The organism is Chromobacterium subtsugae, assembly GCF_001676875.1.
In the GTDB taxonomy this organism is placed as follows: domain Bacteria; phylum Pseudomonadota; class Gammaproteobacteria; order Burkholderiales; family Chromobacteriaceae; genus Chromobacterium; species Chromobacterium subtsugae.
Genome location: NZ_JYKA01000029.1, coordinates 10903 through 34311, shown reverse-complemented (window position 1 = coordinate 34311; position 23409 = coordinate 10903). Strand labels below are relative to the sequence as shown.

Sequence of the window (23409 nt, the reverse complement as noted above, 5' to 3'; positions counted from 1 at the left end):
TGCCATTTTGTTTAAAAACAATCAAGTAAAAACAAAACCACTCACAAAACCACCCCGCCTTAATTGTGTTCCCTATTCGAGACAGTCGCCGTTGCCGCTGCTGCATGCATAGCGCGCATGAAAGCGCATGAGGCCCGGCACCCCACCAGCGGGCGAGAGCGCCGCGCCTGGGGCGTTTGCGGGCCGTTCATGCGCATGCATGATTTCCCACACATGAAGCGCGGGGGCGAGGCGGGGCTTCGATGGCGCGCGCTGGGGGCTGGCCGACCTGGCGCGGTGTCATTCATGCCGCCGCAATGGTTCTGGCTAGTATTGATATTCTGTCGAGCGTGGTCTAATTTGAATTCGTACAAATTCAAAATGGGAAGCCACATGGAATCCACGCCGTACACCATAGAGCTACTGGCTGATGAGCTGGACTTGGCAATACGCCTGCTCAAATCAGGGCAGCCCACATTGCTGGAGGCACGGCAGATCACGCGGCGGTTCCGCGAGGTGTTCATCGACCAAACCCGCGACCTTATGCCGCCACACGAAGGCCGCGACCAATATGTCGGCGGCCAACTAATCGTGGTGCAAGAGCTGGAGATTGCCATCGAGAGATTCCGCGCCGTGGGTATATCGCCAAAAACGCGACTCCGCGAAATCCCGTGCCTAGACACCGCGCTGCGCCACTCTCTGGATGCCGCCGCCGCCGGCACTCCGGGCGGGATTTCCTTTCGCTGAGGTAGGCAAAGCAAAAGCCCCGCATCCGCGGGGCTTTGTCCTTCAGGCTTGCGACGAGTCAGGCCGCCGCCGCGGCAGCCAGCGCATACTCGCCAAACTGGATAATGTCCTCTCCGAGTCCAAGCGTCAGCTTCGCCCACTCGTTGACCTCCTGCAAGCGCATCATCAGCGGCTTGATTTCGTTTTCGTAGAACACGCCAGCCGCCTTGGGCGCGTCGCCGAAGCCGCCGGCGTTGCCGGGGATCACGCCCAAGAGCTGCGGCGGCACCCGGTGCGCGGCCAGCACGTCGTCGCGCGTCACGTTCTTGATGTTCAGAAACTCGTCCTTGGCCGTCACCTCGCTGATCGGCAGCAGCTGCAAGCCATCCTTCTTGCCGTTGGGCGCGTACATGAACAGGTTTTTGAAGTTGCCTGGCCCCTTGCTGTCGCGCAGCGCCTTGCGCAGGTTGTCGATGTCCTGCTCATTGTTGGCCGGGTCCGTCATGTACAGGATGAAGCCGGCGTGCGAGCCGTTCAGGTAGTACTTGCGGCGGAACAGCGTAGCCGACTCGTTGAGCCAGGCCGATTGCAGCGCGGCCAGGTATTCCGGCAGGCCGTACACCTCCTGATTGATGTCGGCGTCCATCAGATGCAGCACCTGGCCGGCCAATTGCTGCTCCTGGTCGAAACCCGGCACCCACCAGAAGCCGGCCAGGTCTTTGGCGCGGCGCACATACTTGGCGCGCGCCGGCTTCAGCTCCATCACGCCGCCCAGCCGATTGGTGATGGCCTGCAAATAGGCATTGCCGAAGACCAGATAATCCATCAGCCAGGCCGAAAACGCCGACCGGCTCAGCAGCCGATGCGGCTTGAAGGTGCTGACCAGCACATTGCGCTTCACCATCAAGGCACTGGCGTGATGGACGTTGGCGCGCAGGCTGCGCGCCAGGCCGTCCCAGCTGACCGGCGGCTCATACCAGCGGCCATTGTCCACGCACTGCAACAGGTCCATGATTTCGCGCCGGTCCAGCACCGGCACTGGCTCGCCGAAGGAAAACGCCAGCGGCGTGCTGGCCGGAGCCGATGGCGCCGCCGGCGCGGCCGGGGTTTGGGAATGGTTGTGGCTGCGGCGAGGTTTGCCCATCAAAAAATCTCCATGAAGCTGGTATTGGTGGAAGTCGCGCCCTCTAGCGGCTCGTGCGCCAGGGCGTGCATGGTGGCCCACGCCAGGTCGGCGTGGCTGGTTTCTTCGGAGCGGCCGGCGGCGAAGGTGACGCCGCGCCCGCTGGGGGTGCTGGTTTTCTTGATCGACAGGAAGGCCGCGGCGATGTCGTTGTGGCTGGCGTCGTACTCAAGGCGGCCGCTATTGATCACGTCCAAGGCTTTAAGCACCAGACGGGTTTTCACCTCGACGCTGTAGCTGATTGCCACCGCGTCCGGCCGGAACTGCTTCACCAGCTGATAGACGCCCGTCCCCAGGCCGGACGTGTCGATGCCGATGTATTCGACGTTGTAGCGCTGGGTCTGCTGGCGGATGAAGTCGGCCTGCTTGGCAAAATCCATGCCTTTGAACTGCGCCCGCTCCAAGATGCGGAATTTGCCGCCCGGTACGGCCGGCGGCGCCAGCACCACCAGCGCCGCACTGTCGCCGGTGTGGCTGGGGTCATAGCCAAGCCAAACCGGGCGATGGCCGAACGGCCGCGCGGCGAACGGCTTGAAGTCGTCCCACACCTCCCAGGCATCCACCATCGCCCGCTGCAACGCGGCGAAGGAAAACACGCTGGCGCCGTCGTCGATGAACTGGCACATGAACAGCTGCAAGAACTCTTCCGGGCTGTACTCCGGCCGCAGCTGATCCAGATCGAACCGATCGCAGCCGCCGGCCAGCGCGTCCATGATGGTGACGATCTGGCGCCAGCGGCCATCCGGCCCGCGCACGCCGCCGGCCAATGCCTGGTGCGACACGTCGAGCTTGATGTGTTCCGCCTTGGGCCGGCCGCGGTTGAAATGCTCGCCGGTCCACACCTTGTAACCCTCATGGGACATGGCGGATGGCGTGGAGAAATAGGTCTGGCGGTACATCTTCTGGCTGGCCATACCGCTGGCCAGCTTGCGCAGCTCCAGAAAGCGCGGAATCCAGAAGTATTCATCCACATACAAGTCGCCGTGGCGGCCCTGGGCGGTGCGGCTGTTCGTCCCCAGGAATGACAGCTCCGCGCCGTTGGGCAGCTTGATGACTTCGCCCTTCAGCTCCACCCCGGTGACATCCTTCACGAAATCGCAGATGTAGGACCGGAACTGGAAAGCCTGGGCCTTGGAAGCGGACAGGAAGATCTGATTGCGCCCGGTCTCCAGCGCGGTAATCAGCGCCTCATGCGCGAAATAGTAGGTGGCGCCGATCTGGCGGCTTTTCAGGATGTCGCGGATGCGCTCTTGCTGCCCTGCCCTGTACCAGTGCTTCTGGTAGTCGAACATGCCATCGAGGAAGGCCGCCACCAGCTGCGCCTTGTGCTCATCGGTAATCGGGTTGCGTTCCGGCTGGCGCTTGGGCTTGGCGTTGCGGTTGGCGATGTTCGGGTTCAGGTCCGACTCTTTGCCGGTCTGGCTGTACTTGCCCACCCGCGCCAGGCGTTCCACCTGGCGGCCGAGCAAGTCGATTTCCTTGAAGTCCTTCCCCTCCTTGTCCTTCTTCAGAATCAGCTGCTGCATCCGCGTTTCGATGGTGGACGCGATGCGGTCGGCCGGGTCGGAATCGTCCCAGGCGTCGCGCCGCTTCCAGCTATGCACCGTCGCCGGCCGCGCGCCGACATGTTCGGCAATGCGCGCGATGCGCCAGCCCTGCCAATAGAGGGCGCGGGCCAGCCGGCGCGGGTCTAGATCGAGTTCAGAAATAAGGGTTTGGGTATCCATGCCGGCAGTCTGCCGGCTTGTCTGGCGCAATTCTTCGCCTGCCGGTTGTGCCTGATCGCCACACAACAGCCACCGCTCGACCCCGCCCCACGCGGCCGGGATTATGGGCGCATCGCCACGACAGACACCCGACCGAGGACCGCAAACCATGGCAAGCAAGGCAAAGAAATTCCGTGTCGCCACCGAAGGCGCCACCACCGACGGCCGCAACATCGAGCGCAGCTGGATCGAGCAGATGGCAAAAAATTACGACCCGAAGAAATACGGCGCACGGGTCAATATGGAACACATCAAGGGATATACGCCGGACAGTCCATTCAAGCGCTATGGCGATGTGTTGGCGCTGAGCGCGGAAAAAGTGGAAGACGACAAGCTGGCGCTGTTCGCTGTTATCGATCCGACTGACGATCTTGTCAAAATGACAAACGACGATCGCCAAAAAGTTTACTCATCCATCGAGATCAACCCGAAGTTTGCCGACACCGGCGAAGCCTATCTGGTCGGCCTGGCCGTCACCGACGATCCCGCCAGCCTGGGCTGCGACATGCTGAAGTTCAGCGCAACAGCCAAGAGCAACCCGCTGGCAAAGCGAAAGTTTGACCCGGACAACCTATTTTCCGAAGCCATCGAATTCACCCTGGAGCTGGAAGACGACAACGCCGGCGCGCTGGCCGGCTTCAGCGACAAGATCAAGGGCTTGCTGGGCAAATTCTCCAGCCGCCAAACCGCCGACACCGCCGAGCTGTCCGCCGCCGTGCAAACCATCGCCGAAAGCCAGGCCGGCGTGCTGGAGCAATTCAGCGGCCTGCCGACCGCGGCCGAGTTCAAAAAGCTGGGCGAGCAGTACGGCCAGCTCAAAACCGACCATGACGCCCTGGTGGCCAAACTGAGCAGCGAATCCGCCACCGCCCCCCGCAGCGCCGCCACCGGCGCCGCCGCCGAAGTCGTCACCGACTGCTGACCCGCCATCCCCCATTACCGGAGCCATACCGCATGAAAACCGATACCCGCAACGTGTTCACCCAGCTGCTGGAGCAGATCGCCAAGCTAAACGGCGTCAGCGCCGCCGCCGTCGAAAAGTCCTTCAGCGTCCAGCCGACCATCCAGCAGAAGCTGGAAACCCGGATTCAGGAATCGAGCGAATTCCTGTCCCGCATCAACATCAACGGCGTGGATGAGCTGGAGGGCGAAAAGCTGGGCCTGGGCATCTTCGGCACCGTTGCCGGCCGCACCAAAGTGACGCCGACCAACCCGCGCCGCCCGCGCAACCTTGGCGACCTGAACAGCCATAAATACCGCTGCGAATTCACTGAGTTCGACACCGCCATTCCCTTCGTCCAGCTGGACGCCTGGGCCAAGTTCCCGGACTTCCAGACCAAGCTGCGCGACGTCATCGTCAAGCAGCAGGCGCTGGACCGCATGATGATCGGCTTCAACGGCGTCAGTGTGGCGGAACAGACCAACCGCGAGAAGTTTCCGCTGCTGCAAGACGTCAACAAGGGCTGGCTGCAGCAATACCGCGAACATGCGCCGGAGCGCGTGATGGCGGAAGTGAAGAAGGGTTCGGGCAAGGTCATGATCGGGGCAAAGGAAAAGGGCGGCGACTACGCCAACCTCGACGCGCTGGTGATGGATGCCGTAGCGGGTTTGATTGACCCGGCCATGGCGGGCAATCCCGACTTGGTGGTGGTCCTGGGCCGCGACCTGCTGCATGACAAGTACTTCCCCATCGTCAATCAGGACAACAAGCCCAGCGAACAGATGGCGGCCGATGTCGTCATCAGCCAGAAGCGCGTTGGCGGCCTGCCGCCTGTTTCCGTGCCCTACTTCCCGGCCGGCGCGATGCTGATTACCCCGCTGTCCAATCTGTCCATCTACTACCAGAGCGGCAGCCGCCGCCGTCACCTGCGCGAAGAGCCGGATTACAACCAAGTGGCCAACTACGAGAGCAACAACGAAGCCTACGTGGTGGAGCGCTACGAGGCCGGCTGCCTGGTGGAAAACATCGAGATGGTGAACGCGGCATGAGCTACGCCCGCGCCCACTTCCAGCGGGCCAGCGCGGCCAAGGCTTCGGCCTTGGCCGTGGAAGACGGCCCCATCAACTGCACCGCCTACGAGCTGATGCTGGTCAAGCTGGCCGAGGACAAGCGGCGCTTGAAGCAAGTCCAGTCCATGGAAGGCAAGGCGGCGGTAAAGCGCGAAGTCCTGCCCGATTACGCCCCTTGGGTGGACGGTGCGCTGCAAGGCGGCAAGGGCCAGCCCGACGACGTGCTGATGACGGTCCTGATGTGGCGCATCGACGCCGGCGACTACAACGGGGCGCTGGATATCGCCGAATACGCGCTCCCCCACGGCCTGCCGCTGCCGGACCAGTTCAGCCGCACCACGGCCACGGCCGTGGCCGAGGAAATCGCCGACGCCGCCAAGCGCGCCCGCGACGGCAAGCAGCCGTTCGAGCTTCAGACGCTGACCTACACCTCCGAGCTGACCGACAAGCACGATATGCCGGACCCCGTGCGCGCCAAGCTGCTCAAGGAAACCGGCCTGGCCATGGCAGAAGCGGAGCCGGCCGCCGCGCTGGAGCATCTGCGCCGCGCCCAGCAGCTGCATGGCGCCGTCGGCGTCAAAAAGGACATCGAGCGCATCGAACGCACCATCAAGAACAGCGCCCCGCCGCCCACCAGCGGCCAGGCGTAACCGAGCGACCCCGCGCGACTGACGGCAGGGGGTGGACGCCAGGCGCAAGCCAACGGCCGAAGCCCCCTCCACCGTCACCCCATCAGGAAAGCCGCCATGCAGATCAACAGCGTCAACACCGTCAACGCCTCGCCCACCAACGCCCCGGCGCCGGGTGATGGCCCAGCCATTCAGACCAGCCGCTTCTGGCCGGACGTCGAGCCTGGCCATTTCCGCGCCGCGATGCGCTATGACGGCACCGTCACCGCCGTCCGCCTGCGCCACGCGCTGGTGGAGGCCGTCGCCGCCGTCAATGGCGAGCTGTTCGGCTGGCGCGTGGCCAGCGGCGCGCAGCGGCTGGCCGACATCGAGGCGGAGCAGATCGACGGCGAGTCCATCCTGGTGCAGCGCTGGCGCCGGGCCATCTACGCCACCGCCGCGGCCGACCTGGCCGAGCGCTACCGGAGTTTTGACGCCACCGGCGCCGGCCGCCAGCGCGCCGACGATCTGGACGACACCGCCGACCAGCTGCGCGCCGACGCCCGCGCCGCCATCCGCGCCATCCTGGGCGCCGGCCGCGTCACGGTGGAGTTGATCTGATGCGCGCCGTTCGCGCCATTCAGGGCGACACCGTGGACGCCATCGCTTGGCGCGTCTACGGCCAAACCCGCGGCATGGTGGAGCGGCTGCTGCAACACAACCCCGGCCTGGCCGACCTGGGCGTCGTCTTGCCCAGCGGCACGCTGGTTCAGTTGCCGGACCTGCCCGCGGCGGCTCCCGCGACAGCCAAAACCCTCATCAACCTATGGGACTGACCATGGCAGAACCTGTAAGCAGTACCGCCACCAGCGCGACGCTGGCCACCATCGCCGGCCTGGCCCTGACGCCAGGCATTGACGCCGCTGTCGTGCTGGGCGCTTTCGCCGGCGCTGCCGTGTTCGTGCTGAGTTCGGACAGCCTGAGCCTGGCCAAAAAGGCCGGATTTTTCGTGGCGTCCTTCATCGCCGGCTGCTTGGCTGCCGTCAGCGTGGCCGGCGTGCTGGCGCGCTGGCTGATCGCCGATATCAGCCCCGGCGTCTGCGCGATGCTGGCCGCCGCCCTCGCCGTCAAATTGCTGCAATGGCTGATTAAAAGCGCGGACGACCCCGCCGCGGCCCTGCGCAACCTGAAGGGGGGCGGCAAATGATCGCGTTCGCACATGCCGCCGTCGCGGCCCTCCTCGTCCTGGTGCTGCTGGCCTTTCAGCGCGGCCCCAGCCAGCACCGGCCGTGGGCCAGCCTGCTGGCTTACCTGCTCACCGTCGCCGCCGGCGCGGTGGCGGTGCTGCGCCTGTTCGGCCGCCCGGAGCTGGCCGAGCTGCCGCAGCTGTTCATCAACCTGGCGCTATTGCTGGCGCTGATCGCCCAGCGCGGCAACGTGGTGGAGCTGTACCGCAACGCCGGCCCGCGCCAGTCGCGGCTGGCCATCCTGCTGAGGAAAGCCAGATGGATCTGATGAAGAAAGGCGCGCACGGCCTGGAAGTGCAAGCGCTGCAGCAGCGGCTGGTCGCCGTGGGCGCCAAGCTGGCCGTCGATGGCTGGTATGGCGACGCAACCGAAGCCGCCGTCGCCTCGTTCCAGCGCCGCGCCGGCCTGGTGGTGGATGGCATCGCCGGCGGCAAAACCCTGGCCGCGCTGGCGGGCCAAGTCGGCCCGCGTCGTCAGCTGGGCGAAGCCGACCTTCAGGAAGCCGCCGAGCGGCTGGGCGTAGAGGTGGCGGCCGTCAAAGCCATCAATGCGGTGGAGTCGCGCGGCTCTGGTTTTCTGTCGGATGGCCGCCCCGTCATCCTGCTGGAGCGCCACGTCGCCTATCAGCGCGCCGGCAAGCAGGCCGACAGCCTGGCCGCGCAATACCCGGCCGTCTGCAACAAGGCCCGCGGCGGCTACGCCGGCGGCGCGGCCGAATGGGCGCGCTTCGCCAGCTTGGCCATCATGGGCGGCGAACAGCTGGCCATCGAGTCTTGCAGCTGGGGCGCATTCCAGCTCATGGGCTATCACTGGCAGCGGCTGGGCTATGCCAGCGCCGCCGAATGGCGCTTGGCGATGGAATCCGGCGAGCCGGCCCAGCTCGACGCCTTCGTGCGCTTCATCCTGGCTGAGCCTGCATTGTTGAAAGCCCTGCAAGCCAAGCGTTGGGCGGATGTGGCCCGGCTCTACAACGGCCCGGCCTACCGCGAAAACCTCTATGACGCCAAGCTCGCCGCCGCCTACGCGCGGGCGGAAAGGCTGGCCGCATGATCGCCGACGCCCTGCTGACTTTTGCCCGCCGCGTCCTGGCCGTCGTCCTGATCGCCGCCACGCTGCTGGCCGGCTTCGCCCTCTGGCAGCAGCACGCCTTGCTTCAGCGCCAGGCGGCCGACCTCGTGGCCGCCCAACGCGACGCCGCCACGCTGGCCGAACGCAACCGCGCCCAGGGCGAGCAGCTGGCCGCCCAGGATATCGACATCAAGCTGCAGATCGCCGCCGGCCGCGAGCTGGCCGGCCAGCTGTCCGCCCTATCCCGTCAACACGCCGCCGCCGCGGCGAAACTGGAGGCCGCCATCCATGCCACGCCTGACGCTGTCGCCTGGGGTAGCGCTGCTATCCCTGGCCCTGTTGCCCGCCTGTTCGACACCACCGGCCGCGCCGCCGCGCCCGCTGCTGATCCAGCGCTGCCCGACGGTGACGGCTTGCGCGCTGCCGGCGCTGGCGCCGACGACCAACCAACAGCTGGCCAACAGCTGGCAACAACACCGGGCGGCGCTTGAGGATTGCGCCGCGCAGATCGACCACATCATCCAATGCCAACAGCCATGACTGACTTTTACGACCGCGCCCAGGCGCTGGAGCAACGCCAGCGCGATGAAGCCCTCGCCCGCCAATTCGCCAACCTCGCCCACGGCGCCAGCCTGAGCCACTGCGAAGATTGCGCCGAGCCGATACCCGAAGCGCGCCAGCGCATCGTCGCCGGCTGCACCCGCTGCGTGCAGTGCCAGGAAGATCATGAACAAGCCCGCTGACCTGCGCCGCGCCATCGAGGCCGCTTTGCCCGAGCTGCGTGACAACCCCGACCGCCTCATCATGCTGGTGGAGGATGGCGGCATCGTCACCGCGCCTGGCCGGCTGAACTTCGGCTATCGCTACAAGCTGAAAATCACCGTCATCGACTTTGCCGGCCACCTGGACCAGCTCATCATCCCGCTGCGGGCCTGGATCGAGCAGAACGAGCCGCCGCTCATGCAAAACCCGGAGGCGCTGGAGCGGGGTTTCCGCTTTGCGGTGGAATGGATCAGCGCCACCACCGTGGATGTGCAGTTCACCCTGCAACTGTCCGAAGGCGTGCGCGTGGAAGTCGGCGAGGATGGCAACATCACCGCCACCCACTATGGCGAGCCGCCCGCGCCGTGGGAAGGCGACGCAATGGCCGGCCGGCTGGTCATTGTCGCCGAGGCGCAGCCATGAGCCTGGCCCGCCTGGACGCCGAGCTGGGCGCGCTGATCCACCAGTTGGACACCGGCGCCCGCCGCAGCCTGGCCCGCGAAATCGGCCACGCGCTGCGGCAGAGCCAGCAAAAGCGCATCGCCGCCCAGCAGAACCCGGACGGCAGCGGCTTCGCGCCGCGCCGGCCGCAATACCGCGAGCAAAAGGGCCGTATCCGCAGCCAGATGTTCACCAAGCTGCGCGGCGCGCGCTGGCTCAAGATCGAGGCCAGCGTCGGCGGCGTGGAGGTCGGCTTTCTGCGCCAGGTGGAACGCATCGCCCGCGTCCATCAATACGGCCTACGCGACCGCATCAGCCGCCATACCACCCGCGAAGCGCAATACCCGGCACGCGAACTGCTGGGGCTGAGCCAACCTGATTTCGAGCTGATCCATTCCAAGGTGTTGGATCACCTCGCCAAGTAACACCGCCATACCCGTAACACCCGCAACACAAGGAACTTCATGTCCATCCAGCTGCACAACGCCGATTGTCTGCGTTTTCTCCCGACCCTCCCCGCCAATCACTTTGAACTGATCCTGACCGACCCTCCGTATTCCTCTGGTGGCCTGCATGTAGGCACGCGACAGCAACCGCCGGCCACCAAATACCTGGGCAATGATGTTCAGCGAGCCACGCACCAATTCGCCCACGACAACAAAGACCAGCGCAGCTGGTGCAGATGGTGCGTGGAGTGGCTGACCGAATGTCACCGCGTGCTGAAGGATGGCCACCTGATCGCCGTCTTCATCGATTGGCGACAGCTGCCCACCCTGACTGATGCAATGCAGATGGCCGGCTTCATCTGGCAAGGCGTGGCGGCCTGGGATAAAACCAACGGTGGCGCCAGACCGCGCCAAGGCGGGATGAAACAGCAGGCTGAATTCATCGTGTGGGCCAGTAAGGGCAAGATGCGCAAGGCGGATATCTACCTACCCGGCGTTTTTCAAGGACGCAAGCCGACCAAGACCTACCACATCACAGCCAAGCCGGTGGCCGTGATGGAGGAACTATGCAAACTGGCCGGCAATGGCGGCCATGTGCTAGACCCGTTCGCCGGCGGCGGCGCCACGCTGGTGGCCGCGCGCAATCTTGGCCTATCCGCCACCGGCTGCGAGCTGGAACCGGATATCTACCATCAAGCGCAACTGGCATTGGAGGATGGCCAGCCGCTTGCGGCATAGCGGGTGTTGTGCGGCGAAGCGGCACAACACCCACCGCGCGACACCCCACGCCGGCCTGTGCAAACTGGCCGGCATGGACGATATCGCAGACCTCATTCGACGCATTGAATCGCTGATTCGCTACGGCACCATCGCCGAAGTGGACCACGACGCCCGCCGCGTCCGCGTCAAAAGCGGCGAGCTGGCCAGCAACTGGCTGCCCTGGAGCGTCGGCCGCGCCGGCGAAACGCGGGAGTGGAACCCGCCCACCGTGGGCGAACAGGTTGTGCTGCTCTGCCCCAGCGGCGACCCGGCCGGCGGCTTCGCGCTGCTGGCCATCTATTCCGACCAGTTCGACGCGCCCAGCAGCAGCCCGGACGAGCATCTGCGCGTCTACCCGGACGGCGCCCGCATCCTCTACAACCATGCCACCGGCGCCCTGTCCGTCACCGGCGTTCAAACTGCCCAGGTGCAGGCGGCGCAGCGCGTCACCGTGGATTGTCCCGAGTCGCTGTTTACCGGCAACGTCACCATCAACGGCCGGCTGATCGTGCTGGGCGATGTGCTGGCCAAGGCGAAGGCCACCATAGCGGGCCTGTTCAGCTACCTCGCCGGCATGGCGGGATCGGGCGGCGCCGGCGGCGCGTCCACCACCATCAGCGGCACCATCACCCATAGCGGCGGCGCGTTGTCGTCCAACGGCGTGACACTGCACAGCCACACCCACCCCGACCCGCACGGCGGCAATGTAGGAAAGCCCCAATGAGCAGCTATACCGGCATGAACCCGCAAACCGGCCACGCCATCAGCGACGCCGACCACATCCGCCAATCCATTGCCCGCATCCTGACCACGCCGCGCGGCTCGCGCATCCAGCGCCGCGAATTTGGCTCGCTGCTGCCGGAGCTGATGGACCAGCCGCTCAACGGCCGAACCCGCATGCAGGCCATGGCGGCCAGCGTCATGGCGGTGGCCGCCTGGGAGCCGCGCATCGAGCTGTCCGCCATCCGACTGATGGTGGGCCAGGGCGATGCCGCCGGCGCGCTGACCATCCACATAGCCGGCCGCCGCCGCGACAGCGGCAAGCCGCTGGCTTATGACATCCCTATCAGGAGCTAACGCCATGACGATTGACCTTGCCGCGCTGCCGCCGCCGGCCGTCATCGAGCCGCTGGACTATGAAACCCTGTTCGAGCAAAAGAAGGCCAAGCTGCTGGCGGCCGTGCCGGCAGACATGCGCGCCGCCATCGCCGCGGCGCTGCAACTGGATAGCGAACCGGTGACGATGCTGAGCCAGCTGGCCGCCTACATCGAGTTGACCGCGCGCCAGCGCATCAACGACGCCGCCAAGGCGTCCATGCTCGCCTACGCGGAGAAATCCGATCTGGACCACCGCGCCGCCGACTACGGCGTGCGGCGCTTGCTGGTGCGCCCGGCAGACCCCACCACCACGCCGCCGACCTCGGCGGAATGGGAAACGGATGCGCGCCTGCGCTATCGCGCCCAGATGGCGCTGGAAGGACTGGCCGCCGGCGGCCCGCGCGGCGCGTACCGCTTTCACGCGCTGAGCGCGTCGGCCGACGTGGCCGATGTCGATATCGACAGCCCGGCGCCGGGCCAGGTGCGGGTCTGGCTGCTGGGCCGCGACGGCATGGCCAGCCAGGCGCTGCTGGATACCGTGGCCGCCGCGCTCAACGCGGAAACCATCCGCCCGCTGTGCGACACCGTCACCACGGCCGCCGCCACGCCGCTGGCATTCGACATCCGCGCCGACATCACCTACCAGCCAGGCGGCGAAGCGCTCAGCGGCGGCGCGGCCGGCGCCGCGCAGCGCCTGGCCAAGATGCTGGCCGCGCGCCGCCGCATTGGTGGCGGCGTGCCGCGCTCTGCGATAGACGCCGCGCTGCATGTGGACGGCGTGGAGCGCGTCGCCATCGTCAGCCCGGCCGCCGATGTGCTGGGCCAGGTCGGCCGCTATCCCGACTGCGCATCCATCATGGTGACGCCCGCATGAGCCGCCAGCTGCTGCCCCCCAATCGCACGCCGCTGGAAGCCGCGCTGGCCGACATGCTGGCGCTGGACCTGAACACGACCGCATTGCGCGGCCTGGCCGACAGCGCGCGCTGCCCGCCGGCGCTGCTGCCGTGGCTGGCCTGGGAGCGCAGCGTCGAACAATTCGATGCGGCCCGGACAGAGGAGGAACGCCGCGCGCTGGTGGCGTCGTCGGTCGATGTGCACCGCCGCAAGGGAACGCTTTCCGCCGTGCGCCAGGTGTTCCGCGACCTGGGCCTGGGCGAAGTGCAGATTGATGAAGGGACAGGCGGCTACCGCTACGACAACACGGTGGCCTACGACGGTTTCGCCAGCTACGGCGACCCGGACGGCTGGGCGGAATACCGCGTCCGCATCGACAAGCTGCTGAGCGTCGAGCAGGCCGCCGCCGCCCGCGCGCTGCTGGCCGACATCGCCCCGGCCCGCTGCCTGTTGTGGGGGCTGGACTTCGGCGGCGCGGAACTGATTTACAACGACATGGCCGCCTACGATGGCGGCTACACATTCGGAGTGGCATAAATGGCAGACCTGAAAGAACCGGCCGAGCCGAAGTTCCCCCCCGTTTACCAACTGGAATTGACCGACCGCGTCAGGGCCGGCGCGGGTGGCATCTCGAACCGCCAGGCTGAGCAGTTGGTAGAGCGGACGGGGTTTCTCAAGAAACGAATCGACGACCTGGTATCCGGCGCGCTGGCAGCCAAAAGCGCCGAGCGCGCCGACCGCCTGGCCTCGCCGCGCAACTTGGCCATGACGGGCGATGGCGCATGGTCCGTGACGTTCGACGGCAGCGGCAATGCCAGCGGCGCGCTGACGCTGGCCAATACCGGCGTCGGCGCCGGCAGCTATGGCATGGTGACGGTCGATGCCAAGGGCCGCGTCATCGCCGGCCGGCAGATGGCGGCAGCCGACGTGCCGGCGCTGGACTGGGGCAAGATCACCGGCCGGCCATCAACAATGGAGGGCTATGGCATTACAGATACGGCCTGGCGCGACCCGGCAAAGCGCGTATGGGGGGCGGCATTCCGAGCCAATAAGGGAGACCCCGCCGATTTGGGCGGCGACACTGCGACCGCTGGTTTTGCGTTTGACGAAGATGGCGATACGGGGTTGTTTGCCGCACAAAGCAGCCGACCGGGAAGCGGATCGTCCAAGCTCATGCTGAAAATCGACAATATCGAAGCCCTGGCGGTAGGCGCCAGCGGGGAGATTTACTCCAAAAAGTACGGATGGCTACATGAGAAATTTGCGGCGGCATCGGTGGTAAGCGATCAGGCGGGCCAAGTTGCAAACAAAGCCGACAAGGCCACTACACTGGCAGGCTATGGCATCACCGACGCGCTGCCGTTGCAGGCGGATATCGCGGCGCCGGTGGATCTGGACACCTTAATCGCCAGCGGCATCTACCACAACCCCGCCAACGACAATGCCAGCAAGGGCAAGAACTGGCCCTGCCCGCAGGCCGGCCAACTGACCGTGAGGGCGGCCGGCGAGATGGTCTATCACACCTATCAGGCGTTTGCCGATGGGGGATTTTGGCACCGCTGCCGCTATCAGGGGCGATGGAACCCCTGGCGGCGCCTGGCAGATGCGGCCGCCATTCAGGATGGCATTGCCGCCGCGACGCCGCCTGGTCAAATCGCCTATTTCGCCCGCGATACGCCGCCGCCTGGCTGGCTCATCTGCGCCGGCGCTCAGGATGTCTCGCGGACTGCCTATGCCGCGTTGTTTGCTGCCATTGGTGACCGGTTCGGAGCCGGCGACGGCCGGACTACGTTTGGCGTCCCTGACCTGCGAGGGGAGTTCGTCCGCGGTTGGGATGCCGGGCGCAACGTCGATGCCTCCCGTGTGTTCGGGTCCGGCCAGGCGTCTCAAAACCTCTGGCACGATCACGCCATCCCGACACCCGGCTCGACAACGGGTGGGGATACCGTGCGCACCGACAACGGCGGCACCGGCTTGGATGCCGGCGCCAGGCACACATCCAATGAATTTTTAACCGAATTCGGCACGGGCCGGCAGCTTCGTTATGCCACGTATGGCTCCGGCGGCAGTGAGTCCCGCCCCCGAAATATCGCGCTCCTGGCCTGCATCAAAATCTGAGGAGAACCCCATGGCTGATAAAAAAATCGTGTATTGCTATAGCGCCGATACTGGCGAATATGTCGGGCAAACGACTGCGCAACGCTCGCCGCTGGAGCTGGAGGAGGAGGTCTATCTTGTCCCTGCCTGGGCTGCTGCGGATGCGCCGCCGCCGGCCGCCTCACGTCAGGCTGCGGCGTGGCGTACCGACGATGGCCGCATTCCCGCCCATTGCATCCTGGGCGGCGGCTGGCAGCTGCTGCCGGACTGGCGCGCGGTGCCGCTGTGGGATACCGCCACGGCGCAGCCGATTGCCGCGCAACTGGGCGACACACCGCAGGCGCTGGGCGCGACCGAGTTGGCGCCGCCGCCCTTTGGCGTGTGGGATGGCGCGAGCTGGCGCGTTGACCACGCTGCCGCGTTGGCTGCACAACGCGCCGCGGCGGAATCGGACATCGCCGCCCGGCGCGGCCAGGCGGACGCCGCCATCGTGCCGCTACAAGATGCTGCTGACCTGGCCATAGCAACGCCGGCCGAGTCCGAGCGGCTGGCAGCCTGGCGACGCTATCGGGTGGAGTTGTCCCGAGTGCCGCTGCAGCCTGACTACCCGGCGACGATAACCTGGCCGCCGGCGCCGGCCGCGCAATGAAAAAGCCCCGCGTCTGCGGGGCTTGTTCTTTCATGGGGGCTACCTTCAGGCGGCGATTTGCCCGGCCTCAAACCTCAACGCCGCCGCGGCGCTGGTGGCAATGAAATGGATGGACGGGTCTTCGTGGTGGCTGGCCAGCGTCTGGCCCAGGTGCGCCAGACAGACGCAGAGGTTTTCCAGCGTTTCGCGTGGGTCTTGGCCAATCAGGGGATTCAATATGTGTGCGTCGTCGCGGCTGTGCATTTTGTTTCCTTTTTTTCTGCATTTCTCAGCATGAAATGCTATGCCGCTATTTTATGGAATGGCGCTCGCCTGGATATTGGCGTTTAAGCCAATGCGTTGCATAAGATCAGGCAAAAAAATATGTGCAACGAGCAAGCGAGAGTCCAGCCGCTTGCTGCCTTCGGACTTAAGCCCAAGTTTTCTAAAGGAATTTTCAACGTGCGCGCGGATGGTGCGTTCCGTGATGCCCAATGCTAGCGCGGCATCGCGGTAACTCTGGCCGGCGGCGATAAGTAAAACTACGGATACTTCGGAATCGGTTAACTGTCCTAATTGCCGGGCCTGCATCTGCTGGCGCAAAGACGCGTCAGCCAGTAGCTGGCGCAAATCCTCCGCCAGGCCAGCCCGTAAGTGCATCGGAGCATCCTCTTTCGCTATTTTCGCCATGCCATCCAACAACGTGAGCATATCCCGAGCGTCCGCCGTCTCCAGAAAGCGCTGGATCAGGTCGGACACGGGAAAGGGCATAAAGTCATACGTAAAAATACGGTCAAATTCTATGCTAGGTTGTGCCATGCGCTCATACAACAAGCACAACACGACTTAACAGAATATAGCCGGCAACATGCTCGGAACCTCACCCGGAGACCGAGCTATGAAAGATTTCCACCACGGCGTGCGGGTTGTCGAAGCCACCGCCGGCACCCGGACCATTCGCACCATCTCCACCGCCGTCATCGGCATGGTCTGCACGGCGGACGATGCCGACGCCGACGCCTTCCCGTTGGACACCGCCGTCTTGCTGACCGACCTGAAGGCCGCCATCGGCAAGGCCGGCAGCAAAGGAACGCTGCGCCGCGCGTTGACCGCCATCGACGCCAACGCCCGGCCGCTGGTTGTGGTGGTGCGCGTCAAAACCGGCAAGGACGAGGCCGAGCAATCGGCGCTGACCATCGGCACCACGACCCCGGCCGGCCAATACACCGGCCTGCGCGCCTTGCTCACCGCTCAGCAGCGGGTAGCCGTTCGCCCGCGCATTCTGGTAGCGCCCGGCCTGGACTCGCTGCCCGTCGCCACGGAAATGGCCGCCATCGCCGCCAAGCTGCGCGCCTTCGCTTATGTCTACGCCTGGGGCTGCAAGACCAAGGAAGACGTCGCTGCCTACCGCGCCAACTTCGGCCAGCGCGAGCTGATGCTGATCTGGCCGCAGTTCCTCGCCTTCGACAGCGCCGCCGCGGCCGATGCCATCGTCCCGGTGACGGCCTGCGCCGCCGGCCTGCGCGCCGCGCTGGATGAGTCCATCGGCTGGCACAAGACCTTGTCCAATGCCCTGGTGCAAGGCGTCACCGGCATCAGCCAGGACGTGTATTGGGATTTGCAAGAGCCTGCCACCGACGCCGGCTACCTCAACGAAAAAGCCATCACCACGCTGATCCGCCGCGACGGCTTCCGCTTTTGGGGCAACCGCACGTGCAGCGCCGACCCGCTGTTCGCGTTCGAGTCCTACACCCGCACCGCCCAGGTGCTGGCCGACACCATCGCCGAGTCGCATATGTGGGCGATGGACCAGCCGATGACGCCGGTACTGGTCCGCGACATCCTGGACGGCATCAACGCCAAGGGCCGGGATTTGGTGACGCGCGGCTATCTGCTGGGCTTCAGCGCCTGGCTGCCGGCCGACCTCAACAGCAAGGACACCCTCAAGGATGGCCAGCTGCGCATTAGCTACAAATACACCCCGGTTCCGCCGCTGGAAAACCTGCAATTCCAGCAGGAAATCACCGACGAATACCTGATGGACTTTGCCGCCAAGGCGGCGGCGTAAAGGAGAAATCATGGCCGCACTGCCGCGCACCCTGCGCAAGTTCAACCTGTTCAACGACGGCATGTCCTTCATTGCCGAATGCCTGTCGGTCAAGCTGCCCGCGCTCAAGATGAAAACCGAGGACTACTCGGGGGCCGGCATGATTGGCCCGGTGGCGCTGCTGAGGGGAGTGGAGAAGCTGGAGCTGGAGCACACCTACAACGGCCCCATTCCCGAAATCATCGCCACCTTCGGCGCGGATAAACACGACGCCGCCAAGCTGCGCTGGATGGGCAGCTATGCCAACGAAGCCACCGGGGAAAGCCACGCCGTCGAAATCGTCGCCGCCGGCCGCCATAACGATCTGGACCCCGGCGACGCCAAGGCCGGCGAGAACGGCGAGTTCAAAGTGAAAACCGACCTGACCTACCTGAAATGGATCATGGACGGCAAAGAGCTGATTGAAATCGACATCGTCAACGACGTGTTCAAGGTGGCCGGCCAAGACCGCATGGCCCAGCACCGCGCCAACGTCGGCTTATAACCCAACATGCCCGCCGTCGGCGGGCTGCCCTCACGCATAGGAACCCCGCACCATGAACGAAAACACCATCAAGCTGGACGCCCCCATCCAACGCGGCGAAACCCTGATCGACACCATTGAGCTGCGCCGCCCTGGCGCCGGCGAGCTGCGCGGCCTCAAGCTGGCCGACGTGCTGCAGATGGACGTGGACGCCGCCATCAAGCTGCTGCCGCGCCTGTCGATGCCGGCGCTGACGGAAGAAGAGGCCAAGCGGCTGGACCCGGCCGACCTGCTGCAATGCGCCACCGTGGTGGCCGGTTTTTTGTTGAAGAAATCGGAGCTGCAAGCCAGCCCCTCCCCGGCAGCGTAGACGACGCCATCGCCGATATCGCCACCATTTTTCATTGGCCGCCCTCAGCCTATGGCGCCATGCCGCTGGCTGAGCTGGCCAGCTGGCGCGAGGCGGCCCGCCTAAGATCAGGAGCCGCCGACAATGAATAGCCAGCTGAAACTGGAAGTCATCCTGGCGGCCGTGGACAAGCTGACACGGCCGCTCAAGCAAGCCATGGCTGGCAACAAAGAGCTGGCGCGCGCCGTCAAGGAAAACCGCGACCAACTCAAGCAGCTTCAAGCCACGCAAAACAGCATCGACGCCTTCCGCAAACTCACCAAGGAAAGCAAGGACACCGGCCAGGCGCTGCAAGGCGCCAAGCAGCGGCTGGAGGATGTCCGCCGCCAGATGGAGCAGGCCGGCGGCGCCAGCCTCAAGCTGTCCCGCGAATACGCCGCCGCCGAGCGCGCCGTCGACAAACTCACCCTCGCCCACCGCAAGCGCCTGGATGCCGCGCGTGCCGCCTCTGGCGCGCTGCAAAAGGAAGGTATCGACACCCGCCAACTGTCCGCCACGGAAACCGCCCTCGCCGCCCGTATTCAGGAAACCAACCGCGCGCTTGGGGCGCGTCAGGCCAAGCTGGACGCCGTGGCCAAGCGACAGCGTCAGCTCAACGATGCGCAGCAACGCTATGGCCGGCATCTCGCCATCCGCGACAAGGTGGCCGGCGCTGGCGTGAAAGCCGCTGCCGGTGGCGCGGCGATTGGCGGCGCGATGTCTTTGCCAGTCATGGCCTATGCGGAAGCAGAAGATGCGGCTACGCAGCTGAAAGGCGCGATGATGCGTGCCGGTGGCGTGGTTCCGCCGGAGTTTGAGCAAATCAACAACCTGGCTCAAAAGCTGGGCGACCGCCTACCCGGCACCACCGCCGATTTCCAGAACATGATGACGATGCTGCAACGCCAGGGCATGAGCGCTCAGGCCGTCCTGGGCGGCTTGGGAGAAGCGGCGGCCTACCTGGGCGTACAGCTCAAGATGACACCGGAGGCGGCTGCGGAATTCACCGCCAAGCTGCAAGATGCCACCCGCACCAGCGAAAAAGACATGATGGGCCTGGTGGACATGATCCAACGCGGCTTTTACGCCGGCGTGGATCCGGACAACATGCTGGAAGCCTACAAGGGCTTGGGCGCAGCCATGGACATGGTCAAGGTCAAAGGGCTGGCGGGGGCGAAAGCTTTCGCCCCGTTCGTCGTGATGATGGATCAGGCGGGCATGCGCGGAGAGTCAGCCGGCAACGCCATTCGCAAAGTCATCGCCGCCAGCCTCAGCGTGGACAAGATCAAAAAAGTTCAGAAAGAATTGCGCAAGAAAAAGGGCATTGCGCTGGACCTGGACTTTACCAATGGCAAGGGGGAGTTCGGCGGCCTGGACAAGATGATGGCCAAGCTCAGCCAGTTGAAAAAACTGAATACCGTCAACCGCATAGCCGTGTTGCAGGATATTTTCGGAACCGATAAGGAAACCAGCGAAGTCCTGTCCAAGATCATCGAAAAAGGCAAGGACGGCTATCAGGACGTGGTGCAAAACCTGGCGGCACAAGCCAGTCTGCAAGCGCGCGTCAACCAGCAGCTTGGCACCCTGAAAAACCTATGGGACGCGGCATCCGGCACCTTCACAAATGCCATGGTCCGCTTTGGCGAAGCCATCGGCCCGGAGATGAAAGCGGCGGCGGAATGGATCGGCACCCTGTCGGAAAAGCTGGGCGCCTGGGCCAAGGAAAACCCCGAGCTGGCTAGTGCCATCATGAAAACCATCGCCATCACCGGCCTGTTGCTGGCCGGGCTGGGCGCGCTGGCGCTGGCCGCCGCCGCGGTCATGGGGCCGTTCGCCATGCTGGGCCTGGTCATGTCCAAGGCGTCTATCGTCATGGGTTCGCTGGGCGGCGTGTTTGGGCTGCTGCGCGGCGCGCTGTCCTTGCTTGGCGGCGGGCTGGGCATGCTGGGCAAAGTGTTCATGTGGGTGGGCCGCGTCTTCCTGATGAACCCCATTGGCCTGGTAGTAACGGCCATCGCCGCCGCGGCGTACCTGATCTGGAAAAATTGGGACTGGATCGGCCCCAAGTTCGCCGCGCTGTGGGAAGGCGTCAAGGCGGTGTTTTCCACCGTCTGCGGCTGGATCACCGGCTACCTGATGAATTGGACGCCGGTAGGCTTCATCGTCCGCCATTGGGAAGACATCTGTAAAATCACCGCAGCGCTGTGGGACAAGCTGAAGGGCATCATCGTAGCCGCCGCCGGCGTGATTACGGACTGGTTCCTCAACTGGACGCCGGCCGGCCGCGTCATCAAGCATTGGGACGTGATCCAGTCGGCCACACAAGTGGCCTGGGACTGGATCAGCGCCAAGGCCACCGGCGCCGGCAAGGTGATAGCGGACTGGTTCCTGAATTGGACCCTGCCCGGCCTCGTCATCAAGCATTGGGACACCATCACCGGATTCCTGGGCGGCATGGGCGCGCGCCTGGCGGAGCTGGGCCGCATGGCGATTGATGGCCTGATTGGCGGCGTGATGAGCCGGCTAACCGCGCTGCGGGATACCCTGGGCGGCATAGGCGATACCATGGTTTCGGCCCTGAAGTCCGCGCTCGACATCCATTCGCCGTCCCGCGTCATGGCCCAGCTGGGCGGCTACACCATGGCCGGCCTGGAGCAGGGCATCGACAAGGGCCAGGCCGGGCCGCTGGCCAGCATGCGCGACACCGCCAAGCGGCTGACCGCCGCCGGCGCCGGCATCGCGCTAACTGCCGGCCCGGCGCTGGCCGGCTCGCTGGACAACCGGCCGCCCCTGTCCGCGCGCGCGCCGGCCATGGCGGCGCCAGCCCCGGCCATCACTATCAACATCCACGCCGCGCCAGGCATGAACGAGCAGCAGCTCGCCGCCCTGGTGCAACGCCAGGTGGCGCAAGCGCTGGCGACGTCAGCCAGCCAGCAGGCCGCGCGCCGCCGCTCTTACCTGGGAGACATCGACTAATGCTCAACATCGGACCCGTCAAAATGCCGATGATGGCGCTGGGCCTGTTCGTTTTCATGATGGACACCCTGCCCTATCAGGACTTCAAGCAGAAATACGCCTGGCGCTGGCCAGCGAATGGCCGCGTCGGCCGCCGGCCGGCGTACCAGTTCCTGGGCGCGGACGAGGAAACCATTTCCCTGTCTGGCCGGCTGCTGCCGGAGTTGACCGGCGGCGATACCTCGCTGGCGCTGCTGAAGCTGATGGCCGATCAGGGCAAAGCTTGGCCGCTGATCGAGGGAACCGGCGCGATATATGGGTTCTACGTGGTGGAGTCCCTGGACATCACCCGCCAGGACTTCTTCAGCGATGGCAAGGCCCGCGCGCTGGATTTCACGCTGGCGTTGAAGCGCGTGGATGACAGCCTGCTGGATAGCCTGGGCGCGCTGGCGCGCGGCGTGCTGGAGCTGGCGCTATGAGCCTGTTTGACGATGCTGCGGACGTGGCCGGCGCCGCCGGCGACATGCTGCAACAGGGCGCGGACCAGCTGGACAACCTGGCCGGCCAGCTGGGCGATGCCGTCGGCGGCCTGGCCGACAGCGCCACCAACGCCCTGGGCCTGTCGCAGCCCAAGCGTCCGGCTTGCCAGCTGCTGCTGGCAGGGCGCGACATCACCGCCAAACTGGAGCCGCTGCTGATGAGCCTGACGCTTACCGATAACCGCGGATTCGAGGCCGACCAGCTGGACATCGTGCTGGACGATAGCGGCGGCCAGCTGGACATCCCAGAGCGCGGCGTCACCATCAGCCTGGCCATCGGCTGGACCGGCGCGGCGCTGGTGGACAAGGGCAGTTACATTGTCGATGAGGTGGAGCATACCGGCGCGCCGGACACCCTCACGCTACGCGCCCGCGCCACCGACCTGCGCGCCGGCATCGCCACCAAGCGGGAAAAGAGCTGGCACAAGACCACCCTGGGCGCCATCGTCAAGGCCATCGCCAAGGCGAACGGGCTGACGCCAGCCATTCCCACCTGGCTGGCCCGGCAAAAGGTGGAGCACATCGATCAGACCAGCGAGAGCGACGCCAACCTGTTGACTCGCCTGGCCAAGCAATACGACGCGGTGGCCACCGTCAAATCCGGCCGGCTAGTGTTTTGCAAGGCGGGCGATGCGGAAACCGTCACCGGCCACCCCTTCCCCGCCTGCCTGATCCTGCGCCAGTCCGGCGACAATCACCGCTTCAGCGTCGCCGACCGCAATGCCTACACCGCGGTAAAAGCCTACTGGCACGATACGCGCGGCGCGAAAAAGGGCGAAGTCATCGTCAACAAGGACACCAAGTTTGAACGCCGCGCCACCGTCACCAAGCTGGGCCGCAAGAGCAAGCGCACCAAGCTGACCGCCATTCAGGCGAAGGGCATCGAACCCAGCAGCGAAAACATCAAGGTTTTGCGCCACGTTTACGTCAGCGAGGCCACCGCCACCCAGGGCGCGAAAGCCGCCTGGCAGAAGCTGCAACGCGGCGTCGCCGAATTCTCCATCACCCTGGCCGAAGGCCGCCCCGAGCTGTTCCCGGAGCTGCCCGCCCAGGTGCAAGGGTTCAAGCCCGTCATCGACGCCACCGGCTGGGTGCTGAAGAAAGTCACCCACCAGCTGGGCGACGGCGGCTATACCACGGCGCTGGAGCTGGAGGCACGGCTTGAAGATATGGCGGGATAGCTGCACCTGCACGAAAGGACAGTGGAATTCTGTTGCATTAATCATGCAACGGCGTATAGTGAAG

32 protein-coding genes are annotated in these 23409 nt (G+C 65.3%); 27 read left to right on the top strand and 5 right to left on the bottom strand.

Features of this window, described 5'->3' with window-relative positions:
- Positions 1 to 372: 372 nt before the first annotated feature.
- Positions 373 to 726 carry a hypothetical protein gene (locus MY55_RS21650; RefSeq protein ID WP_047258422.1) on the top strand — a complete coding sequence of 118 codons (354 nt, stop codon included), beginning with the start codon at positions 373 to 375 and terminating at the stop codon, positions 724 to 726.
- Between the two features lie 58 nt (positions 727 to 784).
- Here the strand turns inward: MY55_RS21650 and MY55_RS21645 are convergent, their stop codons facing one another.
- Positions 785 to 1849, bottom strand: coding sequence for a phage portal protein (locus MY55_RS21645; protein WP_047258423.1), 1065 nt, complete (start codon positions 1847 to 1849; stop codon positions 785 to 787).
- Entirely contained in the window at positions 1849 to 3615 is a 1767-nt protein-coding gene (locus MY55_RS21640; protein ID WP_047258424.1) for a terminase ATPase subunit family protein, read from the bottom strand. Before MY55_RS21640 ends, MY55_RS21645 begins: the two co-directional genes overlap by 1 nt.
- Positions 3616 to 3763: 148 nt before the next feature.
- Between MY55_RS21640 and MY55_RS21635 the strand changes: the two genes are divergently transcribed.
- The 8 genes from MY55_RS21635 (at position 3764) to MY55_RS21600 (ending at position 8569) form a co-directional block, all read left to right on the top strand.
- On the top strand, positions 3764 to 4576 hold the full coding sequence (locus MY55_RS21635) for a GPO family capsid scaffolding protein (RefSeq protein ID WP_065203031.1): 813 nt from the start codon (positions 3764 to 3766) through the stop codon (positions 4574 to 4576).
- A 32-nt stretch (positions 4577 to 4608) separates the two neighbouring features.
- A complete protein-coding gene (locus MY55_RS21630; protein ID WP_065203030.1) occupies positions 4609 to 5643 on the top strand; it encodes a phage major capsid protein, P2 family in 1035 nt (344 codons plus the stop codon).
- Positions 5640 to 6314 carry a phage terminase small subunit gene (gene gpM, locus MY55_RS21625; protein ID WP_065203029.1) on the top strand — a complete coding sequence of 225 codons (675 nt, stop codon included), beginning with the start codon at positions 5640 to 5642 and terminating at the stop codon, positions 6312 to 6314. The genes MY55_RS21630 and gpM overlap by 4 nt, the downstream gene beginning before the upstream one ends.
- A gap of 96 nt (positions 6315 to 6410) precedes the next feature.
- Positions 6411 to 6893, top strand: coding sequence for a head completion/stabilization protein (locus MY55_RS21620; RefSeq protein WP_080962136.1), 483 nt, complete (start codon positions 6411 to 6413; stop codon positions 6891 to 6893).
- Complete coding sequence (locus MY55_RS21615; protein WP_047238094.1) at positions 6893 to 7108, top strand: tail protein X; 216 nt, start codon at positions 6893 to 6895, stop codon at positions 7106 to 7108. Before MY55_RS21620 ends, MY55_RS21615 begins: the two co-directional genes overlap by 1 nt.
- A 2-nt stretch (positions 7109 to 7110) precedes the next feature.
- A complete protein-coding gene (locus MY55_RS21610; RefSeq protein WP_047238095.1) occupies positions 7111 to 7479 on the top strand; it encodes a putative holin in 369 nt (122 codons plus the stop codon).
- A complete protein-coding gene (locus MY55_RS21605; protein ID WP_047238096.1) occupies positions 7476 to 7787 on the top strand; it encodes a phage holin family protein in 312 nt (103 codons plus the stop codon). The genes MY55_RS21610 and MY55_RS21605 overlap by 4 nt, the downstream gene beginning before the upstream one ends.
- Positions 7778 to 8569, top strand: a complete 792-nt coding sequence (locus MY55_RS21600; protein WP_047258426.1) for an N-acetylmuramidase domain-containing protein — start codon at positions 7778 to 7780, stop codon at positions 8567 to 8569. Before MY55_RS21605 ends, MY55_RS21600 begins: the two co-directional genes overlap by 10 nt.
- On the opposite strand, the gene MY55_RS24705 is transcribed toward MY55_RS21600, so the two are convergent.
- Complete coding sequence (locus MY55_RS24705) at positions 8539 to 8706, bottom strand: hypothetical protein (protein WP_216595331.1); 168 nt, start codon at positions 8704 to 8706, stop codon at positions 8539 to 8541. The two genes, MY55_RS21600 and MY55_RS24705, sit on opposite strands and share 31 nt — an antisense overlap.
- Before the next feature lie 169 nt (positions 8707 to 8875).
- On the opposite strand from MY55_RS24705, the gene lysC reads away from it, so the two are divergent.
- From lysC to MY55_RS21545, 11 genes are all read left to right on the top strand, one after another.
- Positions 8876 to 9127: an Rz1-like lysis system protein LysC gene (gene lysC / locus MY55_RS24700; RefSeq protein WP_076098085.1), complete on the top strand. Its 252-nt coding sequence runs from the start codon at positions 8876 to 8878 to the stop codon at positions 9125 to 9127.
- Positions 9124 to 9330, top strand: coding sequence for a TraR/DksA family transcriptional regulator (locus tag MY55_RS21590; RefSeq protein WP_047258427.1), 207 nt, complete (start codon positions 9124 to 9126; stop codon positions 9328 to 9330). Before lysC ends, MY55_RS21590 begins: the two co-directional genes overlap by 4 nt.
- Positions 9314 to 9772, top strand: a complete 459-nt coding sequence (locus MY55_RS21585; protein ID WP_047258428.1) for a phage tail protein — start codon at positions 9314 to 9316, stop codon at positions 9770 to 9772. Before MY55_RS21590 ends, MY55_RS21585 begins: the two co-directional genes overlap by 17 nt.
- Positions 9769 to 10215: a phage virion morphogenesis protein gene (locus MY55_RS21580; protein ID WP_047258429.1), complete on the top strand. Its 447-nt coding sequence runs from the start codon at positions 9769 to 9771 to the stop codon at positions 10213 to 10215. Before MY55_RS21585 ends, MY55_RS21580 begins: the two co-directional genes overlap by 4 nt.
- A 39-nt stretch (positions 10216 to 10254) precedes the next feature.
- Entirely contained in the window at positions 10255 to 10974 is a 720-nt protein-coding gene (locus tag MY55_RS21575; RefSeq protein WP_052941724.1) for a DNA-methyltransferase, read from the top strand.
- A 73-nt stretch (positions 10975 to 11047) separates the two neighbouring features.
- Positions 11048 to 11719 carry a phage baseplate assembly protein V gene (locus tag MY55_RS21570; protein WP_065203028.1) on the top strand — a complete coding sequence of 224 codons (672 nt, stop codon included), beginning with the start codon at positions 11048 to 11050 and terminating at the stop codon, positions 11717 to 11719.
- Positions 11716 to 12072, top strand: coding sequence for a GPW/gp25 family protein (locus tag MY55_RS21565; protein ID WP_065203027.1), 357 nt, complete (start codon positions 11716 to 11718; stop codon positions 12070 to 12072). Before MY55_RS21570 ends, MY55_RS21565 begins: the two co-directional genes overlap by 4 nt.
- A 4-nt stretch (positions 12073 to 12076) precedes the next feature.
- Positions 12077 to 12967 carry a baseplate assembly protein gene (locus MY55_RS21560; protein WP_065203026.1) on the top strand — a complete coding sequence of 297 codons (891 nt, stop codon included), beginning with the start codon at positions 12077 to 12079 and terminating at the stop codon, positions 12965 to 12967.
- Positions 12964 to 13524, top strand: a complete 561-nt coding sequence (locus MY55_RS21555; RefSeq protein ID WP_065203025.1) for a phage tail protein I — start codon at positions 12964 to 12966, stop codon at positions 13522 to 13524. The genes MY55_RS21560 and MY55_RS21555 overlap by 4 nt, the downstream gene beginning before the upstream one ends.
- Entirely contained in the window at positions 13525 to 15105 is a 1581-nt protein-coding gene (locus MY55_RS21550; RefSeq protein WP_065203024.1) for a phage tail protein, read from the top strand. It abuts the gene before it with no gap.
- A gap of 10 nt (positions 15106 to 15115) precedes the next feature.
- Entirely contained in the window at positions 15116 to 15733 is a 618-nt protein-coding gene (locus tag MY55_RS21545; protein WP_065203023.1) for a tail fiber assembly protein, read from the top strand.
- Between the two features lie 45 nt (positions 15734 to 15778).
- Here MY55_RS21545 and MY55_RS21540 read toward each other — a convergent pair whose 3' ends face one another.
- Complete coding sequence (locus tag MY55_RS21540) at positions 15779 to 15976, bottom strand: hypothetical protein (RefSeq protein ID WP_047237734.1); 198 nt, start codon at positions 15974 to 15976, stop codon at positions 15779 to 15781.
- A gap of 51 nt (positions 15977 to 16027) precedes the next feature.
- Positions 16028 to 16531 carry a LuxR family transcriptional regulator gene (locus MY55_RS21535; protein WP_065203022.1) on the bottom strand — a complete coding sequence of 168 codons (504 nt, stop codon included), beginning with the start codon at positions 16529 to 16531 and terminating at the stop codon, positions 16028 to 16030.
- Positions 16532 to 16610: 79 nt separating this feature from the next.
- On the opposite strand from MY55_RS21535, the gene MY55_RS21530 reads away from it, so the two are divergent.
- From MY55_RS21530 to MY55_RS21505, 7 genes are read left to right on the top strand one after another with little or no spacing between them, the layout of a single operon-like run.
- Positions 16611 to 17780, top strand: coding sequence for a phage tail sheath protein (locus MY55_RS21530; protein WP_065203021.1), 1170 nt, complete (start codon positions 16611 to 16613; stop codon positions 17778 to 17780).
- 10 nt (positions 17781 to 17790) lie between these two features.
- Positions 17791 to 18303 carry a phage major tail tube protein gene (locus MY55_RS21525; protein WP_065203020.1) on the top strand — a complete coding sequence of 171 codons (513 nt, stop codon included), beginning with the start codon at positions 17791 to 17793 and terminating at the stop codon, positions 18301 to 18303.
- A 52-nt stretch (positions 18304 to 18355) separates the two neighbouring features.
- The gene (locus tag MY55_RS21520; RefSeq protein ID WP_065203019.1) at positions 18356 to 18652 is read left to right on the top strand and encodes a phage tail assembly protein; all 297 of its coding nucleotides are present in this window, start codon (positions 18356 to 18358) and stop codon (positions 18650 to 18652) included.
- On the top strand, positions 18580 to 18783 hold the full coding sequence (locus tag MY55_RS24695) for a GpE family phage tail protein (protein WP_081284782.1): 204 nt from the start codon (positions 18580 to 18582) through the stop codon (positions 18781 to 18783). The genes MY55_RS21520 and MY55_RS24695 overlap by 73 nt, the downstream gene beginning before the upstream one ends.
- Positions 18776 to 21646: a phage tail tape measure protein gene (locus tag MY55_RS21515; RefSeq protein ID WP_065203018.1), complete on the top strand. Its 2871-nt coding sequence runs from the start codon at positions 18776 to 18778 to the stop codon at positions 21644 to 21646. The genes MY55_RS24695 and MY55_RS21515 overlap by 8 nt, the downstream gene beginning before the upstream one ends.
- Positions 21646 to 22104, top strand: a complete 459-nt coding sequence (locus MY55_RS21510; RefSeq protein WP_208856074.1) for a phage tail protein — start codon at positions 21646 to 21648, stop codon at positions 22102 to 22104. Before MY55_RS21515 ends, MY55_RS21510 begins: the two co-directional genes overlap by 1 nt.
- Positions 22101 to 23345: a phage late control D family protein gene (locus MY55_RS21505; protein WP_236686501.1), complete on the top strand. Its 1245-nt coding sequence runs from the start codon at positions 22101 to 22103 to the stop codon at positions 23343 to 23345. The genes MY55_RS21510 and MY55_RS21505 overlap by 4 nt, the downstream gene beginning before the upstream one ends.
- The last annotated feature ends 64 nt before the right edge of the window (positions 23346 to 23409 follow it).